This is a genomic window from Collinsella sp. AF19-1LB (assembly GCF_003459655.1).
In the GTDB taxonomy this organism is placed as follows: Bacteria; Actinomycetota; Coriobacteriia; order Coriobacteriales; family Coriobacteriaceae; genus Collinsella.
In genome coordinates this window covers 57,710-80,018 of record NZ_QRWO01000001.1, presented here as the reverse complement: position 1 = coordinate 80,018, position 22,309 = coordinate 57,710, and the positions used below count along the sequence as shown (strand labels likewise).

The following is a 22,309-nucleotide window of genomic DNA, read 5'->3' as shown; positions in this document are numbered from 1 at the left end:
TCCCCTTCCGCCGCAGGGCTTAGGTTTTGCTCCATGCTCAAACAGTCCTGCTCGCACGAAGAGCACATTAAGTGCTCTTCGGCTCGTGCGGAACTGCGCGTGGAGCAATAACCTAAGCCCTGCGGCGGAAGGGGACTGCGTTTTCGTGCTCCTTTTCGCCCGGGTGCCGTCGGGCCAGGGAGGGGCGTCTTCGCTGATAGTCTTTGTTGAGAGAGAGCTGCTTTTATTGCGGCTCTTTCTTTGGTTTTGGGTATATTTGTTCTTGTTGAATTGTTATTGCGGATGGGCTGGGTACTTGGCTTTCCGCTGTTGTTTGTAGCCGTCTCGGCTTTGGTTGAGGGGAGACGTTCTTTATGCGTATTGTGTTTATGGGTACGCCTGATTTTGCTGTGCCTTCGCTGACTTCGCTTGTTGAGGCTGGGAACGAGATTGCGCTTGTTATTACTCGTCCCGATGCTGTTCGTGGGCGTGGTAAGAAGCTTGAGCCTTCTCCTGTTAAGGCCAAGGCGCTTGAGCTGGGGTTGCCGGTTATTGAGGCAAATCGCATGACGCCTGAGGTTGTTGAGGCGCTCCAGGCTGCGCAGGCTGATATTTTCTGTGTGGCTGCCTATGGCTGCATTTTGCCTGATGAGGTGCTGCATATGGCGCCGCTTGGTATTGTGAATGTTCATGCTTCGCTGTTGCCTCGTTGGCGTGGCGCTGCTCCCATTCAGCGTGCGATTCTTGCTGGTGACGAGGTTGCTGGCGTTTCTATTATGCGCATTGGGCATGGCGTTGATACTGGTGCTTATTGCGCGCAGGCCTCGACGTCGGTTGCCGGTAAGCATGCTGAGGCGCTGACCATGGAGCTTGCTGAGCTTGGCGGCAAATTGCTTGCCGATACGCTTCCTTCGCTTGCTGATGGCACCGCCGTGTGGACTGAGCAGGATGAGTCGCTCGTCACTCATGCTGCCAAGATTTCCAAGCAGGAGATGCGTCTGGATCCGCAGATGGCGGCGCTCGATTGCGTGCGCCATGTGCTCGCTTCGTCCGATACCGCGCCTGCCCGTTGCGTGATTGCCGGCAAGATGGTTCGCGTGCTCGATGCTGCGCTTTCCGATGTGTCGCTTGGCGAGGGTCAGGTTCTCGTTAAGGCCAAGCGTGTCTACCTGGGCCTTTCTGATGGCGCTGTTGAACTGCTCGAGGTTAAGCCCGATGGCAAGCGTGCAATGGCTGCCTCTGCCTGGGCTGCCGGCCTGCAGGGTGCCGAACTTAGGTGGGGTGTACTGTCATGAGCAAGTTGTCTCCCGCGCGCAAGCTTGCGCTCGATGTGTTGATGGAGGCCGATCGTCGCGGTATGTACGCACGTGACGTGTTGTCTTCACGTGCTTCCGCCAAGGCCATTGACCAGCGCGATTCTGCTTTTGCCGCCCGTTTGGCGCTTGGTGTTGCCGCCACGCAGGGTATTTTGGATGAGTTGCTCGATCAATTTTTGGATAAGCCCAAAAAGGTCGCGCCGCGCGTTCGCATGGCGCTTCGCATCTCGGCCTTCGAGATGCTCTACCTGCATACCCCGGGTCGCGTTGCCGTGAGCCAGGGCGTTGAGCTGGTTCGCAGCGGTGCTAAATCGGCCGCCGGTCTGGCGAACGCCGTGCTGCATAAGGTTGCGGACAACGTTGAGGACTTTGCCACGGCGTCCGATGTGGGTGAGTCTGAGCGACGCTTGGTTCGTCTGTCGCGCCTGATGGGTCTGCCGCGCTGGCTGTGCGCTCGAATTATTGCCTCGTTCGATACGCCCGAGGGCGCGCTGAACTTCGCCGGCAATCTGGCCCCCGCGCCGCTGGCCCTGCATGAGAACGCGTTTGCGACCAAACCCGACCCGTATATCTCGCAGCTCGTCGCTCCTGTCTTCCCGGGCTGCCATGCTCCGGTCGATGCGCAGGTCGCGGTTGCATCGGGCGTGTTTGAGCGTGCTGCCGCGGTTGCCTCGGACCTCAACGCTCAGCTTATCGCTACTGCCGCGACACGTCCCGGTCGTTGCCTGGAGATTGGCGCCGGTCGCGGCACCAAGACCTACGTGATGATGTGCCAGGCCAAGCGTGCCGGGTACGAGCGTCAGCATACTGCGCTCGATCTGCACGATCGTAAGTGCGATCAGAATCTCGCGCGCCTGCACAAGGCGGGTATCTCAGGTGTTCGTACGGTGTCGGGCGATGCCTGCGAGCTCAATGAGGTGCTTACGTCCTTTGACGCGATGCTTGGCGAACCCGCCCTGTTCGACACGGTCTTTATCGATGCGCCGTGCTCTGGCACCGGCACCATGCGCCGCCACCCCGAGATTCCGTGGCGTCTGACCGAGAACGACGTTACGACTGAGCTGCCCCGTCTGCAGCTGACGATGCTCAAGGAAGCAGCCGCGCGCGTGGCTGCCGGTGGTGAACTTATCTATGCTACCTGCTCGGTTTTTGATGAAGAGAACACGCAGGTCGTGGATGCCTTCCTGGCTTCTCCCGAGGGCGCCGGCTTTACCGTGGCACCGTTCTCCGAAGCCCAGATTCTGCAGCTGCCCGATTTCGCACAGGCCAAGAAGCTGGTGGCCGTCCGTCAAAACGATCGTGGCCTTTTCCAAAGCGTGCCGGTAAACGCCGACTCCTACGACGGCCACTTCTGCGCCCGCCTGGTCCGCAAGTAACGACTAAGTTGCGGTGAAATAGGGATTGAATAGCGGCTTCTAGCCGCCAATCAGTCCTTATTTCACCGCAACTCATAAGGAAACCTGGGTAGCTAAAGAAGCAGCCCCGCGATCGGTGCCGGTCGCGGGGCTGCGTTGTTCTTAGTGGCTGTGCGGGCAGTTGGCGCAGCAGCCGTTGGTGGCGTTGGTGCTGGAGCCTCCGCTGCGCTGGTCGGTGTTGTAGAAGCCGCTGCCCTCAAACTTGATGCCGCTTGCCGAGAACGTTTTTGTCGCCGGAGCGCCGCAGCTCGGACACACGACCTCGGGGGTCTCGGACATGGGATGCTCAACCTCAAACACGTTGCCGCAACTCGAGCACTTGTAATCGTAGCGCGCCATAATACTTCCTTTTCAGCACAAAGCGGGCAGATCGCTCTGCCCGCATAAATTCAAACAGCTGTAACTGTACCCTATATCGGGGGTTTTATCACGCTTCGCCCCAGAATCTATGGGTGTTGCGCAGGAGCTGTGCAGTTTTGCCCTCAGCGGCCGCAACGTCTGCCTCATCGGCCTGCCAGGTCCAGTTGCCCGTGGCGACACCCGGCACGTTCATGCGCGCGTCGTCGCTAAGCCCCAGGACATCCTGCAGCGGCATCATCACCAGGGGAGCATTGCTTGCGAGCGCGTCGCCCATCAGCTTGGCCGCCACCTCAACACCGCTCGGCTCGTCGCCGCCAGCAAAGGAGCGCGTGCACCAACCGGCGAGTGTCGACGTATCGTGCGTCGAGGTGTATAGAATCTTGCCCGGCGTTGGATGCACGCCGCAGCGAACGTCGTAATCGCTAAACTCCAGCACGTCCATGCCGGGGAAGCCGCAGGTCGAAGCCATGGCGCGAACACCGGGCGTCAGGTAGCCTAGGTCCTCGGCGATAAAGTTGAGCGGACCCAGCTCGTCAAAGGCGGTTTGGAACAGGTCCTTGCCCGGACCCGCCAGCCAGCGGCCGTCGGCGCAGGCCTTGCCTGCGGGAATGCTAAAGTAGCTGTGGAAGCCCAGGAAGTGGTCCAGGCGCACACGGTCGTAGAGCGAGAACGCGCGACGCAGGCGGTCCATCCACCAGCGGTAGCCGTTCTGCTTCATGTGGTCCCAGCGGAACGTCGGGTTGCCCCACACCTGGCCCTCGGGCGCAAAGTTATCGGGCGGCGCACCGGAGATCTCGATTGCCTTGCCGGTATCGGAAAGCCAGAAGTTTTCGGGCTCGCTCCACGCGTCGGCCGAATCGTCCGAAACGTACATGGGAATGTCGCCGATGACCTCGATGCCCTTCTTGTGCGCATAGTTCATGAGCTCGCACCAGGCAAGGTCAAAGCGGTACTGCATGTACGCCTGCAGCTCTGCCTCGTCGTGGAAACGTTTGTCGTCAATCAGATGCTCGTTGTAGCGCGCGACATCTGCCGGCCAATCGTGGCGCGACTCGCCCTCAAAGTACTTCTTGACGGCCATGTAGACGCAGTACTTCTCGAGCCAATCGGCGTTGCGATGCTTAAACGCCGTGTAGAGCGGGTCTGCATCCTCGCCGCCACGGGCCTTCCAAGTCTCAAAGTCGGCCGCCAGCTCCTCTTGGCTTTCGGGCAGCAGGTCAATATTGCCCGCAAAGGCCGAAGGCCCGGCGTAAGGGGAGCGGAAGAAGTCCGTTGGGTTGACGGGCAGGACCTGCCAGTAGCGCATGCCCATGGCGGCCAGATGGTCGATAAAGCGACGCGTGGGTGCGCCGATCGTGCCGGGCTTGCCGTCGTCGGTGGGTACCGAGGTGATATGACAAACGACGCCCGCGCCGTGATCGAGCGGCTCCTGCAGGCGCTGCTCGGCATGGTGATAGATGATCGACGAGCCCAGCGGATACAGATCGAGCGTGACCGTACCGTTGTGGATCTCGCATTCGTGACCGCTGATCACGTCACTCGCGCATTCGCCGAGCGCCGGAATCGTCACGCGGTGCGAATTGCGCAGGCTGCGGCTGATGATAACCGTCGCGGACTCGCCATTCTTGCCCGTGCGGTTGTAGGCCAGCACCTCGTCGTTGAGCGCGAAGGCCTTGATCTCGCCGTCGATCATAAACGGCAGTGCGCGGCGTACCGCAGAGGCGTTTTTGACAATAGCCAGCGTATCGAAGTCGTGCAGTTGGTCCTTGGTCGGCAGGGTGCGGCGGTTGCCCGGATCGGTAAGGCCCTCCAGGCCGTATTCGTCGCCGTAGTAAATTGAAGGCACGCCGGGGAAGGTCATCTGCATAAGCGTTGCAAGCCAAAAACGGCTCTTGGCCAGGCCCATCGAGTTCTCGTCCAGACGCCACTTGCTGCGCTCGCACTCGGGCAGCTGCGACTCGTCGGGGCCGCCGCCGAGTACCGAGATGATACGCGGGCGGTCGTGGCTCGAAAGCAGATTGAGCGCGCAGGACAATGCCTCGCTCGGGTAGTTCTCGCGCAGGGTCTCGATATCCTCGGCGGCCTCGTAGGCGTTCTTGTAGCCCATCAAAAAGCCGATGACCACGTCGCGGAAGGGGTAATCCATAGCAGAGTCCAGCTCGGATCCCTGCAGGTAGCGGCGCAGATGGCCGTAGCTAATCTTGTTAGAGGCGTCTTCCCAGACTTCGCCGAGCAACAGTGCGTCAGGCTTCTCGGCGAGCACGGCCTTTTTTATCTCGGCCAGGAAGTCGTCGGAAAGCTCGTCGGCCACGTCCAGGCGCCAGCCATGAGCGCCGGCACGTAGCCATTTACGGATCACGCCGTCCTTGCCCAGGAGCCGCTCGCGTACCAGCTCGGAGCTCTCATTGATGGCGGGCATGTTGCCCACGCCCCACCAGCAGTCATACGAGCCGTCCTCGTGGAAATAAAACGCATCGCGCCACGACGAATCCTCGCTCTGCCAGGCGCCCACGCCGGGGTAGTTGCCGTAGCGGTTGAAATAGATCGAGTCATCGCCCGTATGGTTAAAGACGCCGTCCAGGATGATGGAGATGCCCAGCTTCTCGGCTGCCTGGCACAGCTCGGTAAAGTCCTGCTCGGTGCCCAGGATCGGGTCGATCTTGGTGTAGTCGGCCGTGTCGTAGCGGTGGTTGCTCGCGGCCTCAAAGATGGGGTTGAGGTAAATGGCCGTGAAGCCCAGCTCCGCGATGCGGGGCAGGTCATTTTGGATACCCTTGAGCGAGCCACCGTAAAAATCCCAGGTCTTGATGGAGCCGTCTTCGGCACGCTTGTACTCGGGCGGTTCATTCCAGTCCTCGACCATGCGGCGCTGGATTCCGTTGCGAGGCTTTTCGACTTCGGTCTGCGTGCGCTCGCGCCAGTTTTCGTCGCGTGCATAGCGGTCGGGGAAGATCTGGTAAACCATGCCACGCTCGTACCACTCGGGACGAACTTCGCGGTGCTTGTAGACGGTAATCTGGAAGGACGGGACCTCGGCGTAGTCGTAGGTTACGCCCTCGCCGCCGGTGCGGCCTTGCGGCGCGCCCAAGCGAACCTCGGGTTGGCCCTCGATATTGCATATAAAGCTGTACCAGATAAGACAGGGCTCGGTGCACTCAAGCTCTACGGTAAATATGCCGTCGCCCTCGTGCGTCATGGGATACAGAGACTCACCGATTTCATCGATCCAGGTGCGCAGCGTAAGCGTTGCCTGGTTGGGATCGGCATCCTCCAAAATCACCGAGAGTGCAACGGAAGTTCCAGTGGTCACAGCGCCAAACGGAGTGCGAAACTGCGGCAGACGGCTGTTGTGAATCAATCTCATAGTACGGTCCAGTTCTATACAATCATGGCCAGCGGGCCATGGGCTTAACGCACAATACTTAAGTATATCGTTGCACTTTAGTTGTATAAACTACAGCCGCTCATTATCGGCGAACGGTTGTCCTAGAAAATCGTTTTACCATCCACATTATCGCGATACTCGAAAACGCCTATGTAGATAGTATTTGTAGCCAAACAAAACAGCTCCGGTTTACTACGACGAATTGAATGATCTCAACCACAGTCATTTTAGTGATATTAAAACTGCAGGTAGAAGCGTTGCCAATTTCGATGATTACTCGCCGTGGTCGGCCGGAGCCATTTTGTCGTAGTAAACCGGCCCTCTTTTTAATGCGGGGTTCAACCAAGAAGAGGGCGCCTGCTTGGGGCGCCCTCTTTTGCGTTGAGGATTAAGTTTTAATCGTCAGGATTAGCGGCGCTTGCGGGTGGCAGTTGCCTTGCGGACGGAGGTCTTCTTGGTCGGAGCCTTTTCCTCGGCCGGAGTGGCGGGGGAGACCGGAGTCTCCTTGGCAGGCTCGGGCTTAGCCTCTGCCTTCGGTGCGGCCTTGACCTCAGCGGCCTTCGGCGTCGGCTTGGCCTTTACCTCGGCCTTGGGCTCCTCTTTGGCAGCAGCGGGCTTAGTCTCTGCTTTGGGAGTTGCGGTCTTTGCCATGGTCTTCTTGGCTGTCGTCGTGCGCTTGCGCGAGGTGGTCTTGGCGGCAGGCTTGGCCTCGACGGTTGCCTCCGCCTTGGACTCGGCAGGCGTCTCCTCGACCTTGGCGGCCGGCTTTGCGGCAGCCTTCGTTGCAGTGGCCTTGGTAGCTGTAGCTTTCTTGGTGGCAGGGGTCTTGGTTGTGCTCTTGGACGCGGTCGTCTTCTTGGCGGCGGTCTTGGCCGGAGCCTTTGCCGCGGGCTTAACCTCGGCTGCAGCGGTCTCGGCCTTTACCTCGGGAACGACCTCGGCCTCGGCGGCCTTCTTGACAGCTGCGGTGGTGCGCTTGCGCGTGGTCGCTGCCTTGGCGGTAGTTGCCTTGGCAGTGGTGGTCTTGCTCGCAGCGGCCTTTGTTGTCGTGGCCTTTTTAGTCGTCGTCTTACGAGTCGTGGTCTTCTTTGCCGCAGGCTTCGCAGCCGGCTTCTCCTCAGACTTGGGCTCCTCAGCAGCAGCGGGCGCCTCAACAACCGACTCGGCCTTGGGCTCGGGCTCGGCCTCAACTTTCTCAGCCACAACCACAGGCTCGTCGACAACAGCCGCCGGCCGCTCAATCTCCGGATGCATAAAGAAGTACAGGTCCAGATACTTGTCTGCCGAGCGCGTCCAGCTAAAGTCCTGGCTCATGGCCTGCGTGACCAGCTGGTTCCAAGCGTCGCGGTTATCCCAGAACAGGCGCGCCGCGCGGAACACCGCGTCGCCCATCTCGTCGCCGTTAAAGTTGCTAAACGAGAAGCCCGTGCCCTCGCCGGTAAACTCGTTGTACGGCTGCACGGTGTCCTTCAGGCCGCCGGTCTCGCGCACGATGGGCAGGGTGCCATAGCGCATGGCGATAATCTGCGACAGGCCACAGGGCTCAAACTTCGAAGGCATCAGGAACATGTCGGCGGCGGCATACATGCGCTGCGACAGCGCCGGATCGAACTCGATGCGCGCGGCCATGGTGCCGGGGTACTTGTCCTGGAAGTAGCGCAGACCGTCCTCGTAGTCGCGGTCGCCGGTACCCAGCACGGCCACCTGCACGCCGCCGGCCAGGATGCGGTCGAGTGCGTACATGACCAGGTCCATGCCCTTTTGGCGCGTCAGGCGCGTGACCATCACCATGAGCGGACGGTCGTCGCGAACCTCGAGCCCCAGCTCTTCCTGCAGCTTGGCCTTGCACACGGCCTTGCCGGAACGGTCCTCGACGGTGTAGTTGGCGGCAATGCGCTTGTCGGTCGCCGGGTCAAAGCCCGCCACGTCAATGCCGTTCAAAATGCCCTGCAGCGCATAGGAGCGCTCGCGCAGAACGCCGTCCAGGCCCTCGCCAAACTCGGGCGTCTGGATCTCGTTGGCATAGGTGGGGCTCACCGTGGTGATGGCATCGGCATAGCGCAGCGCGCCCAGCATGTAGTTGATGCTGCAGGCGTCGCAACGCAGCTGTGAGGCGGCCGCCGGAATATGAGCCACACCAAGGATGTCCTCCATTACGGTGTCGCTAAACTGGCCCTGGAACGCCACGTTGTGGATCGAGAACACGGTCTTGACGCGGTCATACAGCGGCAGGCCCTGGTAAAACTCGCGCAAAAACACGGGCGCAAGTGCCGTCTGCCAGTCATTGCAGTGCAGGATGTCGCACTCAAAACCGGACGGAAGGTGCTGCAGGCTCTCGGTGATGGCCTTGGAGAAGAACGCAAAGCGCTCGCCGTCGTCAAAGAAGCCGTACGGATAGTCGCGCGCAAAGTAGCGCTCGTTGTCCACGAACATATACGTGACGCCGTCGTGCTCAAGCTTCTCGAGCCCGCAGTACTCGTTGCGCCAGCCCAGGCTCACGTAAAAGTCGGAGAAGTGCTCCATCTGCGCCTTGTACTCGGCCTTGATGGTGGCGTACTTGGGCACCATCACGATAACCTCGGCGCCGGCGCGCACGAGCGCCGCAGGCAGCGAGCCCGCCACGTCGCCCAGGCCACCGGTCTTCACAAACGGTGCGCACTCGGCCGAGGCAAACACGATCTGCATCTTTTTGCTGGAATCTGCCATATTGTCTCCCATGTTGCAATTCGAGAATAGCCGCCTGGCGCGAACCGGGCGGCTATTCTACATGTTACGAGCGATGTTGCGGTGCCAACGTTAACGTACGATGGTGGTGTCAGAAGTTAACGGAGCCTTGCCCAGCACCAGAATATTCTCGGGCGTGCCGCGAAGCTCGGTGTTGGTGGGGACCACGTTGTTTTTGTCCAGAATGGCGTTCTCAACGCGGGCGCCGCTCTTGATGATGCAGCTCTGGTTGATGATCGAGTTGGTCACCGAAGCGCCTTCCTCGACCACGACGCCGCGCGACAGGATCGAGTTGCGCACGGTGCCCTTGATGATGCAGCCGGCCGAGATAATCGAGTTGCACGCGTGGCTGCCGGTCGCATAGCGCGAAGGCGGCACGTCGTGAGCCTTGGTCAGGATCGGGCGCTCGGGATCGAAGAGCTGGTCGGCCACGGTCTGGTCGAGCAGGTCCATGCTGCGGCGATACAGCGACTTCTCGCTAAACACGCCCACGACCTCGCCCTTGTACTCGTAGCTGCACACGTCGATGTTGCCAAAGTCGCCCTGGAGCGCCTCGAGCAGGTCCAGATAGTCGGCGGCCTGGTAGTGGTCGATGATCTCGAGCAGCGTCTCGCGGTTGACGATGCAGCAGTCCATGGAGGCGTTGTCGCCGTACACGACACCGGCGCTCACGCCCGTCAGGCGGCCGTTCTCGTTAATCTCGAGCTTGGTCTCGTCATCGACGTTGCGCGTGGCCTTGCAGTACACCACGGTCATCTGAGCGCCGGAGTTCTCGTGCGCCTCGATGATGGTGTTGAGGTCCATGTTAAAGATGATGTTGGTGCCCATCATCACGACATAGGGCTTCTCCGAGCGCTGGAACAGCGTCTTATTGGAGATGATGTCGCGCAGCAGGAAGCGCATGCCGCCCTTGGTGGTGCCATACGCGTTGCCGGGCACCATGAACAGGCCGCCCTTCTTGCGGTCCAAGCCCCAGTCCTTGCCCGAGCCCACGTGATCGATCAGCGAGCGGTAGTTGCCCGGCATGACGACGCCGACGGTCTTGATTCCGGCATTCATCATGTTGGACAGCGGAAAGTCGATCAGGCGGTAGCGGCCCAAAAACGGGACGGACGCGATGGGGCGGTCCTTGAGCAAGACACTGCCGTAGGACGAAGAGTAGTTAGCGGTGATATAACCGATGGCCTTGCGATTGATCATCGGATCATTCCCCCTTCCCGATAACGACGTCATTTCCAACGACGGCCGTATCCTTGGTGGTATCGACAGAGCCGAGCTTCACGCCCTCTTCGACCGTGGAGTTCTCGCCCAAAATAGCGCGGCAGATGTGCGCACCGCTCTTAACGTGCGCACCCGGCAGCAGCACGGAGTCTTCGACCACGGCGCGCTCCTCGATGATGACATCGGTCGAAAGGATCGAGTGGCGAGCGGTGCCGTAGATCTTGCAGCCGTTGGAGACCAGGCAGTCGTCCAGGCGGCCGTCTGGGCCAATGTAGTGCGGCGGACGCGTGGTGATGTTGGACATGATGGGGAAGTTCTTGTCAAACAGATCAAACTCGGGGTTGTTGCCCAGCAGGTCCATCGAGGTCTCATGGAAGCTGGCGATGGTGCCGACGTCCTTCCAGAAGCCGTGGAACTCATAGCTGTACAGGCGCTTATTCTCACCGAGCAGCTTGGGGATGATGTCCTTGCCAAAGTCGTGGCTCGAGCGCTGGTCCAGAGCGTCCTCCTCGAGCGCCTCGATCAGCACATCGGCCGAGAAGATGTAGATGCCCATGGATGCGAGGTTCGAATCGGGCTTATCGGGCTTCTCGGTAAACTTGGTGATGCGGCCGTCCTCGGGGTCGGTGGTCAGGATGCCAAAGCGGCTGGCCTCCTCCCAAGGCACGGGCATAACGCTCACTGTGAGGTCGGCATTGTTATCAATGTGCGTCTTGAGCATCTTGCGGTAGTCCATGCGATACAGGTGATCGCCCGAAAGAATCAGGACGTACTTGGGGTCGTTGGCCTTGATGTAGTCGAGGTTCTGCGTGATGGCGTCTGCCGTGCCCGCGTACCAGGCGCCGCCGGTCTGCGTCTCGTACGGCGGCAGGATCGACACGCCGCCGTCGCGGCTGTCCAGATCCCACGCCTCGCCGGAGCCCACGTAGGCATGCAGCAGGTAGGGGCGATACTGCGTCAGAACGCCCACCGTGTCGATGCCCGAATTGGAGCAGTTGGAGAGCGAAAAGTCGATAATGCGGAACTTGCCACCAAAGCTAACCGCCGGCTTAGCGATCTTTTGGGTGAGTGCCCCCAATCGGCTGCCCTGTCCTCCTGCGAGGAGCATCGCGATGCATTCTTTCTTACTCATCGATTTCTCCTTCTGTCATCGATGTTCCTAACCCATTAGCGGTGGGCGCAGCGCCTGGTCGCGCCCACCGAATAATGCCGTGCGGCAAAGGGAGCTCGCGCGCCTTTACGCGTGCCAGATCTCGTCGCGATACTCGCGAATGGTACGGTCGCTCGAGAACCAGCCGGAGGAGGCGGTGTTGAGCAGGGCCTTGCGGTTCCAGGTCTCCTGGTCGCCGTAGCTGTTCGTGAGCTTCTCCCATGCATCCACGTAGCTGCGGAAGTCTGCCATGACCAGGTCGGGGTCGTTGTTGTTCATGAGCTCGTTGTAGATGCTCTCGAAGTTGCCCGAAAGGCCCGCAAAGGTGTTGTCCTTGAGTTCGTCCATCACGCGGCCCAGGCGCTCGCGATCGTTGTTGAGCGTATCCCACGCAAAGTAGCTGTTCGACGCCCAGAGCTGCTCGACCTCGGGGGCGGTCAGGCCAAAGATGGCCTCGTTCTCGCGGCCGGCCAGGTCGGCGATCTCGATGTTGGCGCCGTCGAGGGTTCCCAGCGTTATGGCGCCGTTCATCATGAGCTTCATGTTGGACGTGCCCGAGGCCTCCTTGCCGGCCGTGGAGATCTGCTCCGAGATCTCGGCGGCGGGGTAGATGAGCTGGGCGTTGCTCACGCGGAAGTTGGGGATAAAGCAGACCTTCATGACCTCGTTGACGCGCGGGTCGTTGTTGATGACATCGGCCACGGAGTTAATGAGGCGGATAGTCTCCTTGGCAAAGGTGTAGCTCGAGGCGGCCTTGCCGCTAAAGATGAAGGTCGTCGGCGTCACGTGGAAGTTAGGATCGGCGATGCGACGGTTGTAGATGTCCATCACCTTCATGATGTTCATGAGCTGGCGCTTGTAGGCATGGAAGCGCTTCACCTGAACATCGAAGACAGTGTTGGGGTCGATGACCAGACCGGTCTCGGCCTTGACGTAGGCGGCCAGACGCTCCTTGTTGGCGCGCTTGGAGGCACCCACGGCCTTCAGGAACTCGGTGTCGTTCTGGAACTCCTTGAGCTTCTCCAGCTCAAAGGCGTCCTTAAGCCAGCCGTCGCCAATGGCCTCGGTCACGAGCTTGGCATAGGTGGGGTTGGCCTCGGCAAAGAAGCGACGGTGCGAGATGCCGTTGGTCTTGTTGTTGAACTTCTCGGGCGTGAGGGCATAGAAGTCTTTGAGCACGATGTTCTTGATGATGTCGGAGTGGATCTTTGCCACGCCGTTGACGCTATGGCTGCAGATCACGGACAGGTTGGCCATGCGAATCTCGCCGTCCCACAGAATGGCGGTCTGGCGCAGACGCTCCTGCCAGCCCTCCTGCGTGGTGTCGAACGACTCGTGCCAACGACGGCTGATCTCGTCGATGATCTGGTACACGCGGGGGAGGAGCTTGGAGAACGTGCCGATGGGCCACTTCTCCAGAGCCTCGGGCAGGATGGTGTGGTTGGTGTAGCTCACGACCTGCGTCACGATGTTCCAGGCGTCGTCCCACTCGAGCTTCTTCTCGTCGATGAGGATGCGCATGAGCTCGGGGCCGCACATGGCGGGGTGCGTGTCGTTGGTGTGGATAGCCACAAACTGCGGCAGCAGCTCCCAGTTCTCGCCGTGCTCCTTCTCAAAGGTGTCGAGCAGGCTGTAGATACCGGCAGAGACAAACAGGTACTCCTGCTTCAGGCGCAGCAGACGGCCGTGCTCGCCGGCGTCGTTGGGGTAGAGGATGGCGCTGATGGCCTCGGCTTCGGCGCGCTCGGCGTCGGCCAGGGCGTAGTCGCCGCGGTTGAATGCCTCAAGGTCAAAGTGCTCCTCGACCGGCTCTGCGGCCCAGACGCGCAGCTTGTTGACGGTCTCGCCGGCATAGCCCACAACGGGGATGTCATATGGGACGGCCAGGATGTCCTGCGTGTCCACCGTGCGGTAGAACGTGCGGCCGTTCTCCTCAAAGCCCTCGACGCGGCCACCGAACTTGATGGTCACGGCCTTGTCCTGACGACGGACCTCCCAGGGATAGCCGTGGGTGAGCCACTCGTCGGTGGCCTCGACCTGGCTGCCGTTGACAATCTCCTGCTTAAACAGGCCGTAGCGGTAGCGCATGCCGTTGCCGTAGCCGGCAATGCCCTCGGCTGCCATGGAATCCAGGAAGCATGCGGCCAGACGGCCCAGGCCACCGTTGCCCAGAGCCGGATCGGGCTCCTGGTTCTCGATGACGGACAGGTCGAAGCCCATGTCTTCGAGCGCCTCGGCGACCATGTCGCGCACGCCAAAGTTGAGCAGGTAGTTGTCGAGCAGGCGGCCGATCAAAAACTCGATCGAGAAGTAGTACACGCGCTTCTTGCCCTCGGCGGTGACGCGGGCGTCGCTCTTGGTGGCAACGGTGCGCGCCTTCTCGGCCACGAGCTTGGCCAGGGCGTTAAAGCGGTCGAGGTCACTGGCGGCCTCGACGCTCTTGCCGCTAATGCTCATGACGGCATCGCGATAGAGCTCGGTAAACTCCTGCTTGTTGTCGAAGATCTTATTCATACGTTCCTTTCCCCCGGGGATGTTTCTCCCGGAACGGTTATGACATGTATCCTACGCCCCGTCGGGGCGGGTAATTACAGCTGTAACGGCTTTGTTACGCTTTCTTAGCAGGAGCCTTAACGGCAGCTGCCTTAGCCTTGGGAGCGGCCTTTTTGGTGCCTGCCTTTTTGGCCGTGGTGGACTTGGCCGAAGCCTTGGCAGCGGGCTTGGTAGCCTTCGTCTTAGCCGGAGCCTTCTTGGTGGCCGCGGGCTTGGGCTTTACCGTGGACGTACGCTTTTTGGTCGCAGCCTTGGGAGCCTCGACCACTGGCGGTTTATAGCTGCTGGGGCCGCGGCGCTTAAGCACCACACCTGCCAGGCCGGGAACCTTGATCTCGATGGAGTCCATCTGCCCGTTCCAGGGATAGGGCTCGCTCGAGCAGGTGTAGGGCTCCTTGCCGGCATAGCCGCTGCCACCGAACTCGGGACGGTCAGAATCGAAGATGACCTCCCAGTCACCCTCGCGCGGCACGCCCACGCGGAAGCTCTCGTAGCTCGCCGGGTCAAAGTTGATCAGAATCACCAGGTCGTCATCGACGTCCTCGCCCTGGCGCACAAAGCTCACGATGGACTGCTTGGAGTTGTCCGCGTCGATCCAGGTAAAGCCGTCGTCGTTGTAGCCGCGCTCGTACAGGGCGGGCTCGGCGGTGTACAGGTGGTTGAGCGCCTTGATAAACGCCTGATGATGACGGTGGGTCTCGTACTCCTCGGTTAGGAACCACTGGATGGACTCGTAGTAGCGCCACTCAATAAACTGGCCGATCTCGTTGCCCATAAAGTTGAGCTTGGCGCCGGGGTGCGTCATCTGGTAGAAAGCCAGCGTGCGCAGGCCGGCAAACTGACGCCACCAGTCGCCCGGCATGCGGCCGATGAGCGAGCACTTACCGTGCACGACTTCGTCGTGGCTCAGCGGGCAAATAAAGTTTTCGGTAAAGGCGTACATGATGGAGAACGTGAGCAGCCCGTGGTTGCCGGGGCGCCACGGAAAATCGGTTTGCATGTAGTGCAGGGTGTCGTTCATCCAGCCCATGTCCCACTTGTAGTGGAAGCCCAGGCCGCCGTCCTGCGGCGGATAGGTCACGAGCGGCCACGCGGTGGACTCCTCGGCCATCATCATCACGTCAGGGAAGTGGGCCTCCACGGCGCAGTTGACCTGGCGGATAAACGCGCTGGCATCCAGGTCCTCCTCGGTTCCGTACTTGTTGAACTTCTTTTGGCCCGGATCGTCGATGCCAAAGTTGAGGTACAGCATGCTGGACACGCCATCCATGCGGATGCCGTCAACGTGGAAGTTCTCGAGCCAGTACAGCACGTTGGAGACTAGGAAGGAGCGGACCTCGCCGCGGGCGAAGTCGAACTTATGCGTGCCCCAGTTGGGGTGAATCTCGTGCTCAAACAGCATGTGGCCGTTAAAGGTGGCAAGGCCGTGGGAGTCGGCGCAGAAACCGCCGGGCACCCAGTCCATGATCACGCCAATGCCTGCCTCGTGGCACGCATCGATAAAGTGCATGAGCTGCTGCGGGTCGCCATAGCGCGACGTGGCGGCATAGTAGCCGGTCGTCTGGTATCCCCAGGAGCCATCGAAGGGATGCTCCATAAGCGGCATGACCTCGATATGCGTATAGCCCATATCGCGCACGTAGTCCACGAGCTCCACCGACAGGTCGTCGTAGGTGTAAAAATCGCCGCGCTGCGCGGGGAAGGGATCCATGGGGCCGGGGTAGTTGCCGTACTCGTCCGGCTCGCCCTGCGGTGCGTCGCCATGGCGCTTCCACGAGCCAATATGCACCTCGTAGATGTTAAGGGGCTGTGACATGTGGTTGTGGCCGGCACGGCGCTTGAGCCATGCGGCATCGTTCCACTTATAGCCGTCGAGTGTCCACAGCACGCTCGCAGTACCCGGAGGGCACTCGGCCTTAAAGGCATACGGATCGGCCTTGTAGAGCTTTTCGCCCTCGTTGGTCTCGATGAGATACTTATAGAGCTGACCTTGTTCTGCGCCAGGAATAAAGCCTTCCCAAATAGCGCTCGTATGCACGGGCACCAGCGGGTTGGCTTCTTCATCCCAGTCGTTAAATTCGCCAATGACATGCACGCTCTTTACATCGGGCGCCCAAACGCAAAAGCGCCAGCCGCGCGTACGGTTCTGCGTGTCGGGGTGCGCGCCCATCTTTTCCCAGCTGCGCTCCCACGTGCCGATGCCAAATAGATAGACATCGTCCTTGGTGAGCTCCGGTGCGTGCGGGGCGGCTTTACGGGTTGCGGGCTTTTTAGCCGTTGGCTTTAGCTTTGTATCGCTCACGTTTGATCCCATCATGACGCGGCAGCGTGTTGCCTTGGTGACTAGATGCGAAAGGTCCAAAGCTGCACGAATCGAAGGGACGGCGATAGTTCTATGATTCGTTCCACCTCGCGTGCTCGGTGGAACTTTCGGCAGAAACTACGATAACACCTGTACGTTACTTTTATGAAGGAAAGTGGTTTTTGGGCGGCGTTTAATCGGTAAGCGCCATGTTTAGACCACTAGCAGAATTGCGATGGTAAAACTCTTGACAGTTTTACCAATTAGGGTTTCAAGATTGTTAGTCTGACGTTTGGTAAAACGTTTTTAACAGGATGTTTACCATTTGACATCGAAAGGTTCGTTTATGTCCCAGACCGCTGCTCCCAATGTCGCTTTTATTTTCGATTGCGACGGAACGCTGGTTAATAGCACCCCCGTTTGGGCCTATGCCCAGCCCGAGTTATTGCGCCGCCACGGAGTTGACGTAACAGTCGACGATTTTGCCCAGTTTGAGCATTTGTCGCTCGAGGATGAGTGCCAGGCATACCACGACACGTGGGGCATTGGCACGAATGGCGAGGAGCTCTATCGCGAGTTGAGCGACATCTTGATCGATGGGTACTCCAAGGTGCCGCCGCGCGAGGGGCTCCTGGCATTTTTGGAGCAGGCAAAGGCGGCCGGCTTTGCCATGTGCGTCGCCACGTCCACGCCGGCCGAGCTGGTGCAGTCCGCGCTCGCTGGTGCCGGACTCGACGCATACATGGAGTTTGTTACCACGACGGGCGAGGCGGGGCGCTCCAAGCAGTTCCCCGATGTGTACGAGTTGGCGCTGCGCCGCCTGGAGGAGCGCCATGGGTGCAAGTTTGAGTGCGCTTGGGTGTTTGAGGACGCCGTTTTTGGCCTAAAGAGCTCTGGGGTCGCTGGCTTTAAGCGCGTGGGCATCTATGACCCGCACGGCCGCATGAAGCGCGACGAAGTGCGTGGCAACTGCGATATCTTTATCGACAGCTACGAGGAGCTTGACCTTGCCCGTGTGCTTACTTTTGAGGGATAGGCGAGGGCTGTGGTTTGCAAGGTATTAGTGGTCTGTGGTTCGCCCGTGGTGGCGAGCGCGGATCTGTTGCGTAGGCTAGCAGGGGAGTGCGACCACGTCATCGCTGTGGACCGCGGACTCGACGCGCTGCTGGGCGCGGGACTGGGCTGCGACGTATATGTGGGGGATGCCGACACGGTGAGCGATGCGGGCCGCGCGCTGATCGATGCCGCCACCGACTTTGAAGTTGAGCGCCACGACCCGTACAAGGACTATACCGATCTTGCGCTGGCGCTCGATTCCGTCCGCCGTCGCTGGCCAGGTGCCGAAGTGGTTGCGACTTGCGCTACGGGCGGCCGTCCCGACATGGCCCTGTCCGTGTTAGGGCTACTGGCAAGCTATGCGGACGCCCCCGTCTGGATTGCCGAGGACGAGACCACGGCCCACATCCTGCACGGAGGCGAATCCTGGACTATTGAAGGCGCCGAAGGCAAGACGTTCTCCATCATCGCCATCGCCCCCAACACCGTGGTTAGCGAACTCGGCTTAGAGTGGGAGCTAAACCATTCCCCGCTAGGACTCTTGGCGGATACGGGCATCAGCAACGTCGTCAGATCAACAGCCACGATCCAAGTCCACACCGGCACCGCCATCGCTTACCTATATCATTAGGCATTTAAAGTCTGACCCAAAAAAGTCCTTGCACGTCGAGCCAACTTCCCCTATAGTATCTCGTCGTCACGGGGGCGTAGCTCAGCTGGGAGAGCGCTTGACTGGCAGTCAAGAGGTCAGGGGTTCGATCCCCCTCGTCTCCACCATCGTGAATGCAAAGGCCTTCGGAATTCCGAAGGCCTTTTTTCATGCCAAAATACCTCGCGCCACAAACCCCACCCACACCAACAAAAAGTTGCACAATTTATTTCCCATGTCTGTACATAGTTTGTTAGACAAACGTGATTATCAGTGCAGCTCGCCGTTCCATTTGCGCTTCAGGATCGCCCTTAATCACCGCTCGCACCCCAATATCCTGCGCCAACGTGAACAACATCCAAAAACAACCCCCTTAAGCACGCCAAATGAACGATATGTTGTCCAACGCAACCCAAATCAGTTTCGCTACCAGTTTGTGCTAGGATACCTAACGTTACATGAGTTCAACTGTGCTCACGGCTCTAACAGGCCACATAGCACGGGGTTGATCAGCATCCGGTCGTAACGGCGGTGTTAGAAATACCACGAGCTCCAATAAAGAAGTCATGCGACTTTTTAATTTGCATCGATTTAGATATGAGATGCAAATACTTGTTAGTAAGCATGACAAAACGTAGCAGTCCTATAGCTGTTTGCGTGCGGTCCAGTTTTGTACTCGCTTGACTGGTTCGCACGCAGCCAGCTGGGGTCACGGTCATTTTTGCGATACACGTCCGCGACTCTAGCAACTGCATTTGTACATACCGTTCACGGTGGGGCAGAGCCACGTGCTTGTCTAACTGGGCTCAGGGTTTGAATATGGAGCGCCTTCGCGCACAAGCGCCCTGGCGAAGCCATACCCAAACCCCGTGAGCCACACGTAAGACAGCAAGGGGGTGGTGCTCGTGTGGTATGTGATCCAGGTCATTAACGGTCGCGAAGACGCAATGCGCGAGCGCATCGAGCGTGTGGTGCCAGCTGGTGCCATGCAGGAGCTCTTTTATCCCCAATTTCAAACCGAGATTAAGGTACACGGCGAATGGGTCAACACGACCAAGCCGCTCTTTCCCGGATATCTCATCTGCGATACGGCAGATCCCCGCACCGTGCAACAGTATCTGTTACGCATGGACGACTTTGCCCGGGTGCTATCCCAGGACGGTCAGTTTGTGCCGCTGGCAAAAGAAGAGGTCCAGCTTATTGGCGGCTTTACGCATAGGGGAGACCGCGTAGTGCCCATGAGCGAGGCCTTAAAAGACGGCGACCAGGTCTTAGTGACGGCAGGTCCGCTGCTGGGCCACGAGGGCCTTATCAAATCCATTAACAGACGCAAGAGCACTGCTTATTTGGAGCTCGACCTGTGCGGCCGACGCGTAACCACCCGCGTTGGCGTTGCCGTGCTTTCAGCCGAGCAGCGCGTCATGCGCAACCTTAAAAAGGCGATCGCCTAGTTGCAGGCGATCGCTACACAGAACAGGGAGGATCCCCGACCCGGGGACGAGGTCTTGGAAGAAAACGTGTCGGATAAAACTCAATTTGCAACGGATGCGCCTGCGGGGGCAGCGCTCATTGCTCAGGCCATGGACCGACGCGAGGGCGCCGGCCGCTACAAGGCTATGCAGTCCATCATGGACTGGGATCGTTCGCGCCTGGCCTACCGGGCCATAAAGCGCACGTTCGACATCGTGTTCAGCGGTGCTGTGCTCGTCGTAATCGCGATTCCCAGCTTGGTGCTGGCGGCGCTCATCCGTCTGGAGAGCGAGGGCAGCCCCTTCTACAGCCAGATCCGAGTGGGACAGACCCGCCCCGACGGAAGTCTGACCACGTTCCGCATGTGGAAGTTCCGCTCCATGTACAGGGACGCCGACGAACGCCTCGCCGAGCTCAAGGGGCAGAACGAGATCGCCGGCGCGATGTTCAAGATGAAGGAGGACCCCCGCGTCACCAAGATCGGGAAGTTCATCCGCAAGCACTCCATCGACGAGTTCCCGCAGTTCCTCAACGTATTCCTGGGCCAGATGTCCGTCGTGGGCCCGCGCCCGCCGCTGCCGCGCGAGGTGGAGCAGTACACCGAGTATGACCTGCAGCGTCTGGCCGTCAAGCCGGGCATCACTGGCTGGTGGCAGGTCACCGAACGCAATTCGACGGGATTCGACGGTATGGTCCGTCGCGACTTGGAATATATCGCCAAGCGGGGCGCTTTGTTCGATTTGAAAATAATCCTACTCACAGTGATTGAGGTTGTCAGCGGAAATGGTGCTTTCTAAAGATACCCAAGAGAAATACGAGGACGCTAGTTTTAACGCTGGTCTGCCAAAGCGCGTCGAAGTGCTCGGTACGCCCGTCGACCCGTGGACGATGGAGCAGACCGTCGAGGCGACCAATGCCCTCATCAAGGAGGGGCGCTTCGCTCATTTGATCGGCGTGAACGCCGACAAGTTGCTTCAGATGCGTGACGATCCCGAGATGGATGCGTGCGTGCGCCGCTGCGAGATCGTAAACGCCGATGGCGCGTCCATGGTCATGGCCGCCAAGAAGCTGGGCGTGGACTTGCCCGAGCGCGTGGCCGGCATCGACCTCATGTGGAAGCTGTGTGGGCTGGCCGAGCGTGAGGGGCACAGCGTCTACCTGCTAGGCGCCAAAGCCGAAGTGGTCGCAAAGACCGCCGAGGTACTGTCCGAGAGGTATCCCAATATGGTCCTTGCGGGCTACCGTGACGGCTACTTCGGCGAAGACGAGTTCGATGCCGTGGTCGCCGAGGTTGAGCAGGCCGAGCCCGACATCGTGTTCGTGGGCATCACCTCGCCCAAGAAGGAACGCCTGATCGAGCGTTTCCGCGAGCTGGGCGCCAAGGGCGCTTTCGTGGGCGTGGGGGGTTCGTTCGACGTGGTCTCCGGCAACATCCCGCGCGCCCCGATGTGGATGCAGCGCGCGAACCTGGAGTGGCTCTTCCGCATGATGCAGGAGCCCAAGCGCCTGGTGAAGCGCTACGTGGTCGGCAACACCCGTTTCTACATGCTTCTCCGCAAGGAGTCAAAGAGGAGCAAGGCCAATGACTAAGAAGAAAGTAATGCTCGTCTTCGGCACCCGCCCGGAGGCAATCAAGATGTGCCCGCTCGTCAACGAGCTGAAGGCGCGCACGGATGAGTTCGAGACTGTGGTGACCGTGACCGGCCAGCACCGCGAGATGCTCGACCAGGTGCTGCGCGTCTTCGACGTGACTCCCGACCACGACCTTGCGATCATGAAGCCGGGCCAGACGCTGTTCGACGTGACGTGCGACGTGCTGCTCAAGCTCAGGGCCGTCCTCGAGGACGAGAGGCCCGACGTCGTGCTCGTGCACGGAGACACCACGACAAGCTTCGCCGCGGCGCTCGCATGCTTCTACCTGCAGATCCCCGTGGGGCACGTCGAGGCGGGCCTGCGCACGCACGACATCTACAGCCCCTGGCCGGAGGAGTTCAACCGCCAGGCGGTCGATATCGTGAGCGAGTACTACTTCGCCCCCACTGAGGCCAGCAAGCAGAACCTGCTGGACGAGGGCAAGCCGGAGTCGAAGATCTGGGTCACCGGGAACACCGGCATCGACGCCCTGCGCACCACCGTGCGCGGGGGCTACTCGCACCCCGAGCTCGACTGGGCGGAGGGCTCCCGTCTCATCCTCATCACGGCGCACCGCCGCGAGAACCTGGGCGAGCCCATGCACCGCATGTTCCGCGCCATCCGCCGCGTGATGGAGGAGCACCCCGACACCAAGGCGATCTACCCCATCCACATGAACCCACTCGTCCGCAAGGCGGCGCACGAGGAGCTCGACGGCTTCGACAGGCTCCACATCATCGACCCGCTCGAGGTTCTCGACTTCCACAACTTCATGGCCGCGAGCCACCTCATCCTCACCGACTCGGGCGGCATCCAGGAGGAGGCGCCGAGCCTGGGCAAGCCGGTGCTCGTCATGCGCGATACCACCGAACGTCCCGAGGGTGTGGCGGCCGGCACGCTGAAGCTCGTGGGCACCGAGGAGGACGTCATTTACCGTGAGTTCAGCCGCCTGCTCTCTGACGAGTCTGAGTACGAGGCCATGAGCCACGCCTCCAACCCCTACGGAGACGGGCATGCGAGCGAGCGGATTGCGGACGTGCTGGCAGGCCGGTCGCGATGATTCGGGTCCTGCACATCATTCAACAGCTAGGGCCCGG

At 60.2% G+C, this 22,309-nt stretch carries 15 protein-coding genes and 1 tRNA gene; 9 read left to right on the top strand and 7 right to left on the bottom strand.

Annotated elements, in window-relative coordinates; all coding sequences use genetic code 11:
* The first annotated feature begins 353 nt into the window (after positions 1-353).
* Both fmt and DWX39_RS00380 read left to right on the top strand, forming a co-directional pair.
* Positions 354-1,274, top strand: coding sequence for a methionyl-tRNA formyltransferase (gene fmt, locus DWX39_RS00385; protein WP_117758105.1), 921 nt, complete (start codon positions 354-356; stop codon positions 1,272-1,274).
* Entirely contained in the window at positions 1,271-2,671 is a 1,401-nt protein-coding gene (locus DWX39_RS00380; protein WP_117758104.1) for an RsmB/NOP family class I SAM-dependent RNA methyltransferase, read from the top strand. The genes fmt and DWX39_RS00380 overlap by 4 nt, the downstream gene beginning before the upstream one ends.
* Positions 2,672-2,812: 141 nt before the next feature.
* Here DWX39_RS00380 and DWX39_RS00375 read toward each other — a convergent pair whose 3' ends face one another.
* From DWX39_RS00375 to glgB, 7 genes are all read right to left on the bottom strand, one after another.
* Complete coding sequence (locus DWX39_RS00375) at positions 2,813-3,049, bottom strand: FmdB family zinc ribbon protein (RefSeq protein ID WP_117758103.1); 237 nt, start codon at positions 3,047-3,049, stop codon at positions 2,813-2,815.
* Between the two features lie 88 nt (positions 3,050-3,137).
* The gene (locus DWX39_RS00370) at positions 3,138-6,434 is read right to left on the bottom strand and encodes a 4-alpha-glucanotransferase (RefSeq protein WP_117758102.1); all 3,297 of its coding nucleotides are present in this window, start codon (positions 6,432-6,434) and stop codon (positions 3,138-3,140) included.
* 429 nt (positions 6,435-6,863) lie between these two features.
* The gene (gene glgA, locus DWX39_RS00365; protein ID WP_199411420.1) at positions 6,864-9,161 is read right to left on the bottom strand and encodes a glycogen synthase GlgA; all 2,298 of its coding nucleotides are present in this window, start codon (positions 9,159-9,161) and stop codon (positions 6,864-6,866) included.
* A 90-nt stretch (positions 9,162-9,251) separates the two neighbouring features.
* The gene (gene glgD / locus DWX39_RS00360; RefSeq protein WP_117564079.1) at positions 9,252-10,379 is read right to left on the bottom strand and encodes a glucose-1-phosphate adenylyltransferase subunit GlgD; all 1,128 of its coding nucleotides are present in this window, start codon (positions 10,377-10,379) and stop codon (positions 9,252-9,254) included.
* A gap of 4 nt (positions 10,380-10,383) precedes the next feature.
* Positions 10,384-11,532, bottom strand: coding sequence for a glucose-1-phosphate adenylyltransferase (locus DWX39_RS00355; protein ID WP_117758101.1), 1,149 nt, complete (start codon positions 11,530-11,532; stop codon positions 10,384-10,386).
* 105 nt (positions 11,533-11,637) lie between these two features.
* Positions 11,638-14,064: a glycogen/starch/alpha-glucan phosphorylase gene (locus DWX39_RS00350; protein ID WP_117758100.1), complete on the bottom strand. Its 2,427-nt coding sequence runs from the start codon at positions 14,062-14,064 to the stop codon at positions 11,638-11,640.
* A 94-nt stretch (positions 14,065-14,158) separates the two neighbouring features.
* On the bottom strand, positions 14,159-16,420 hold the full coding sequence (glgB, locus tag DWX39_RS00345; protein ID WP_117758099.1) for a 1,4-alpha-glucan branching protein GlgB: 2,262 nt from the start codon (positions 16,418-16,420) through the stop codon (positions 14,159-14,161).
* Positions 16,421-16,751: 331 nt separating this feature from the next.
* Here glgB and DWX39_RS00340 point away from each other — a divergent pair, with 331 nt between their 5' ends.
* The 7 genes from DWX39_RS00340 (at position 16,752) to wecB (ending at position 22,272) form a co-directional block, all read left to right on the top strand.
* A complete protein-coding gene (locus DWX39_RS00340; RefSeq protein ID WP_117758098.1) occupies positions 16,752-17,441 on the top strand; it encodes an HAD family phosphatase in 690 nt (229 codons plus the stop codon).
* Between the two features lie 9 nt (positions 17,442-17,450).
* The gene (locus DWX39_RS00335; RefSeq protein ID WP_117758097.1) at positions 17,451-18,092 is read left to right on the top strand and encodes a thiamine diphosphokinase; all 642 of its coding nucleotides are present in this window, start codon (positions 17,451-17,453) and stop codon (positions 18,090-18,092) included.
* 70 nt (positions 18,093-18,162) lie between these two features.
* Positions 18,163-18,238 (top strand) — tRNA-Ala (locus DWX39_RS00330).
* Positions 18,239-19,015: 777 nt separating this feature from the next.
* Positions 19,016-19,561: an antiterminator LoaP gene (loaP, locus tag DWX39_RS00325; RefSeq protein WP_233508823.1), complete on the top strand. Its 546-nt coding sequence runs from the start codon at positions 19,016-19,018 to the stop codon at positions 19,559-19,561.
* Positions 19,562-19,627: 66 nt separating this feature from the next.
* Complete coding sequence (locus DWX39_RS00320; protein ID WP_233508824.1) at positions 19,628-20,377, top strand: sugar transferase; 750 nt, start codon at positions 19,628-19,630, stop codon at positions 20,375-20,377.
* Positions 20,364-21,170: a WecB/TagA/CpsF family glycosyltransferase gene (locus DWX39_RS00315; RefSeq protein WP_199411419.1), complete on the top strand. Its 807-nt coding sequence runs from the start codon at positions 20,364-20,366 to the stop codon at positions 21,168-21,170. The genes DWX39_RS00320 and DWX39_RS00315 overlap by 14 nt, the downstream gene beginning before the upstream one ends.
* Entirely contained in the window at positions 21,163-22,272 is a 1,110-nt protein-coding gene (gene wecB, locus DWX39_RS00310) for a non-hydrolyzing UDP-N-acetylglucosamine 2-epimerase (RefSeq protein WP_199411418.1), read from the top strand. The genes DWX39_RS00315 and wecB overlap by 8 nt, the downstream gene beginning before the upstream one ends.
* Positions 22,273-22,309 lie beyond the last annotated feature (37 nt).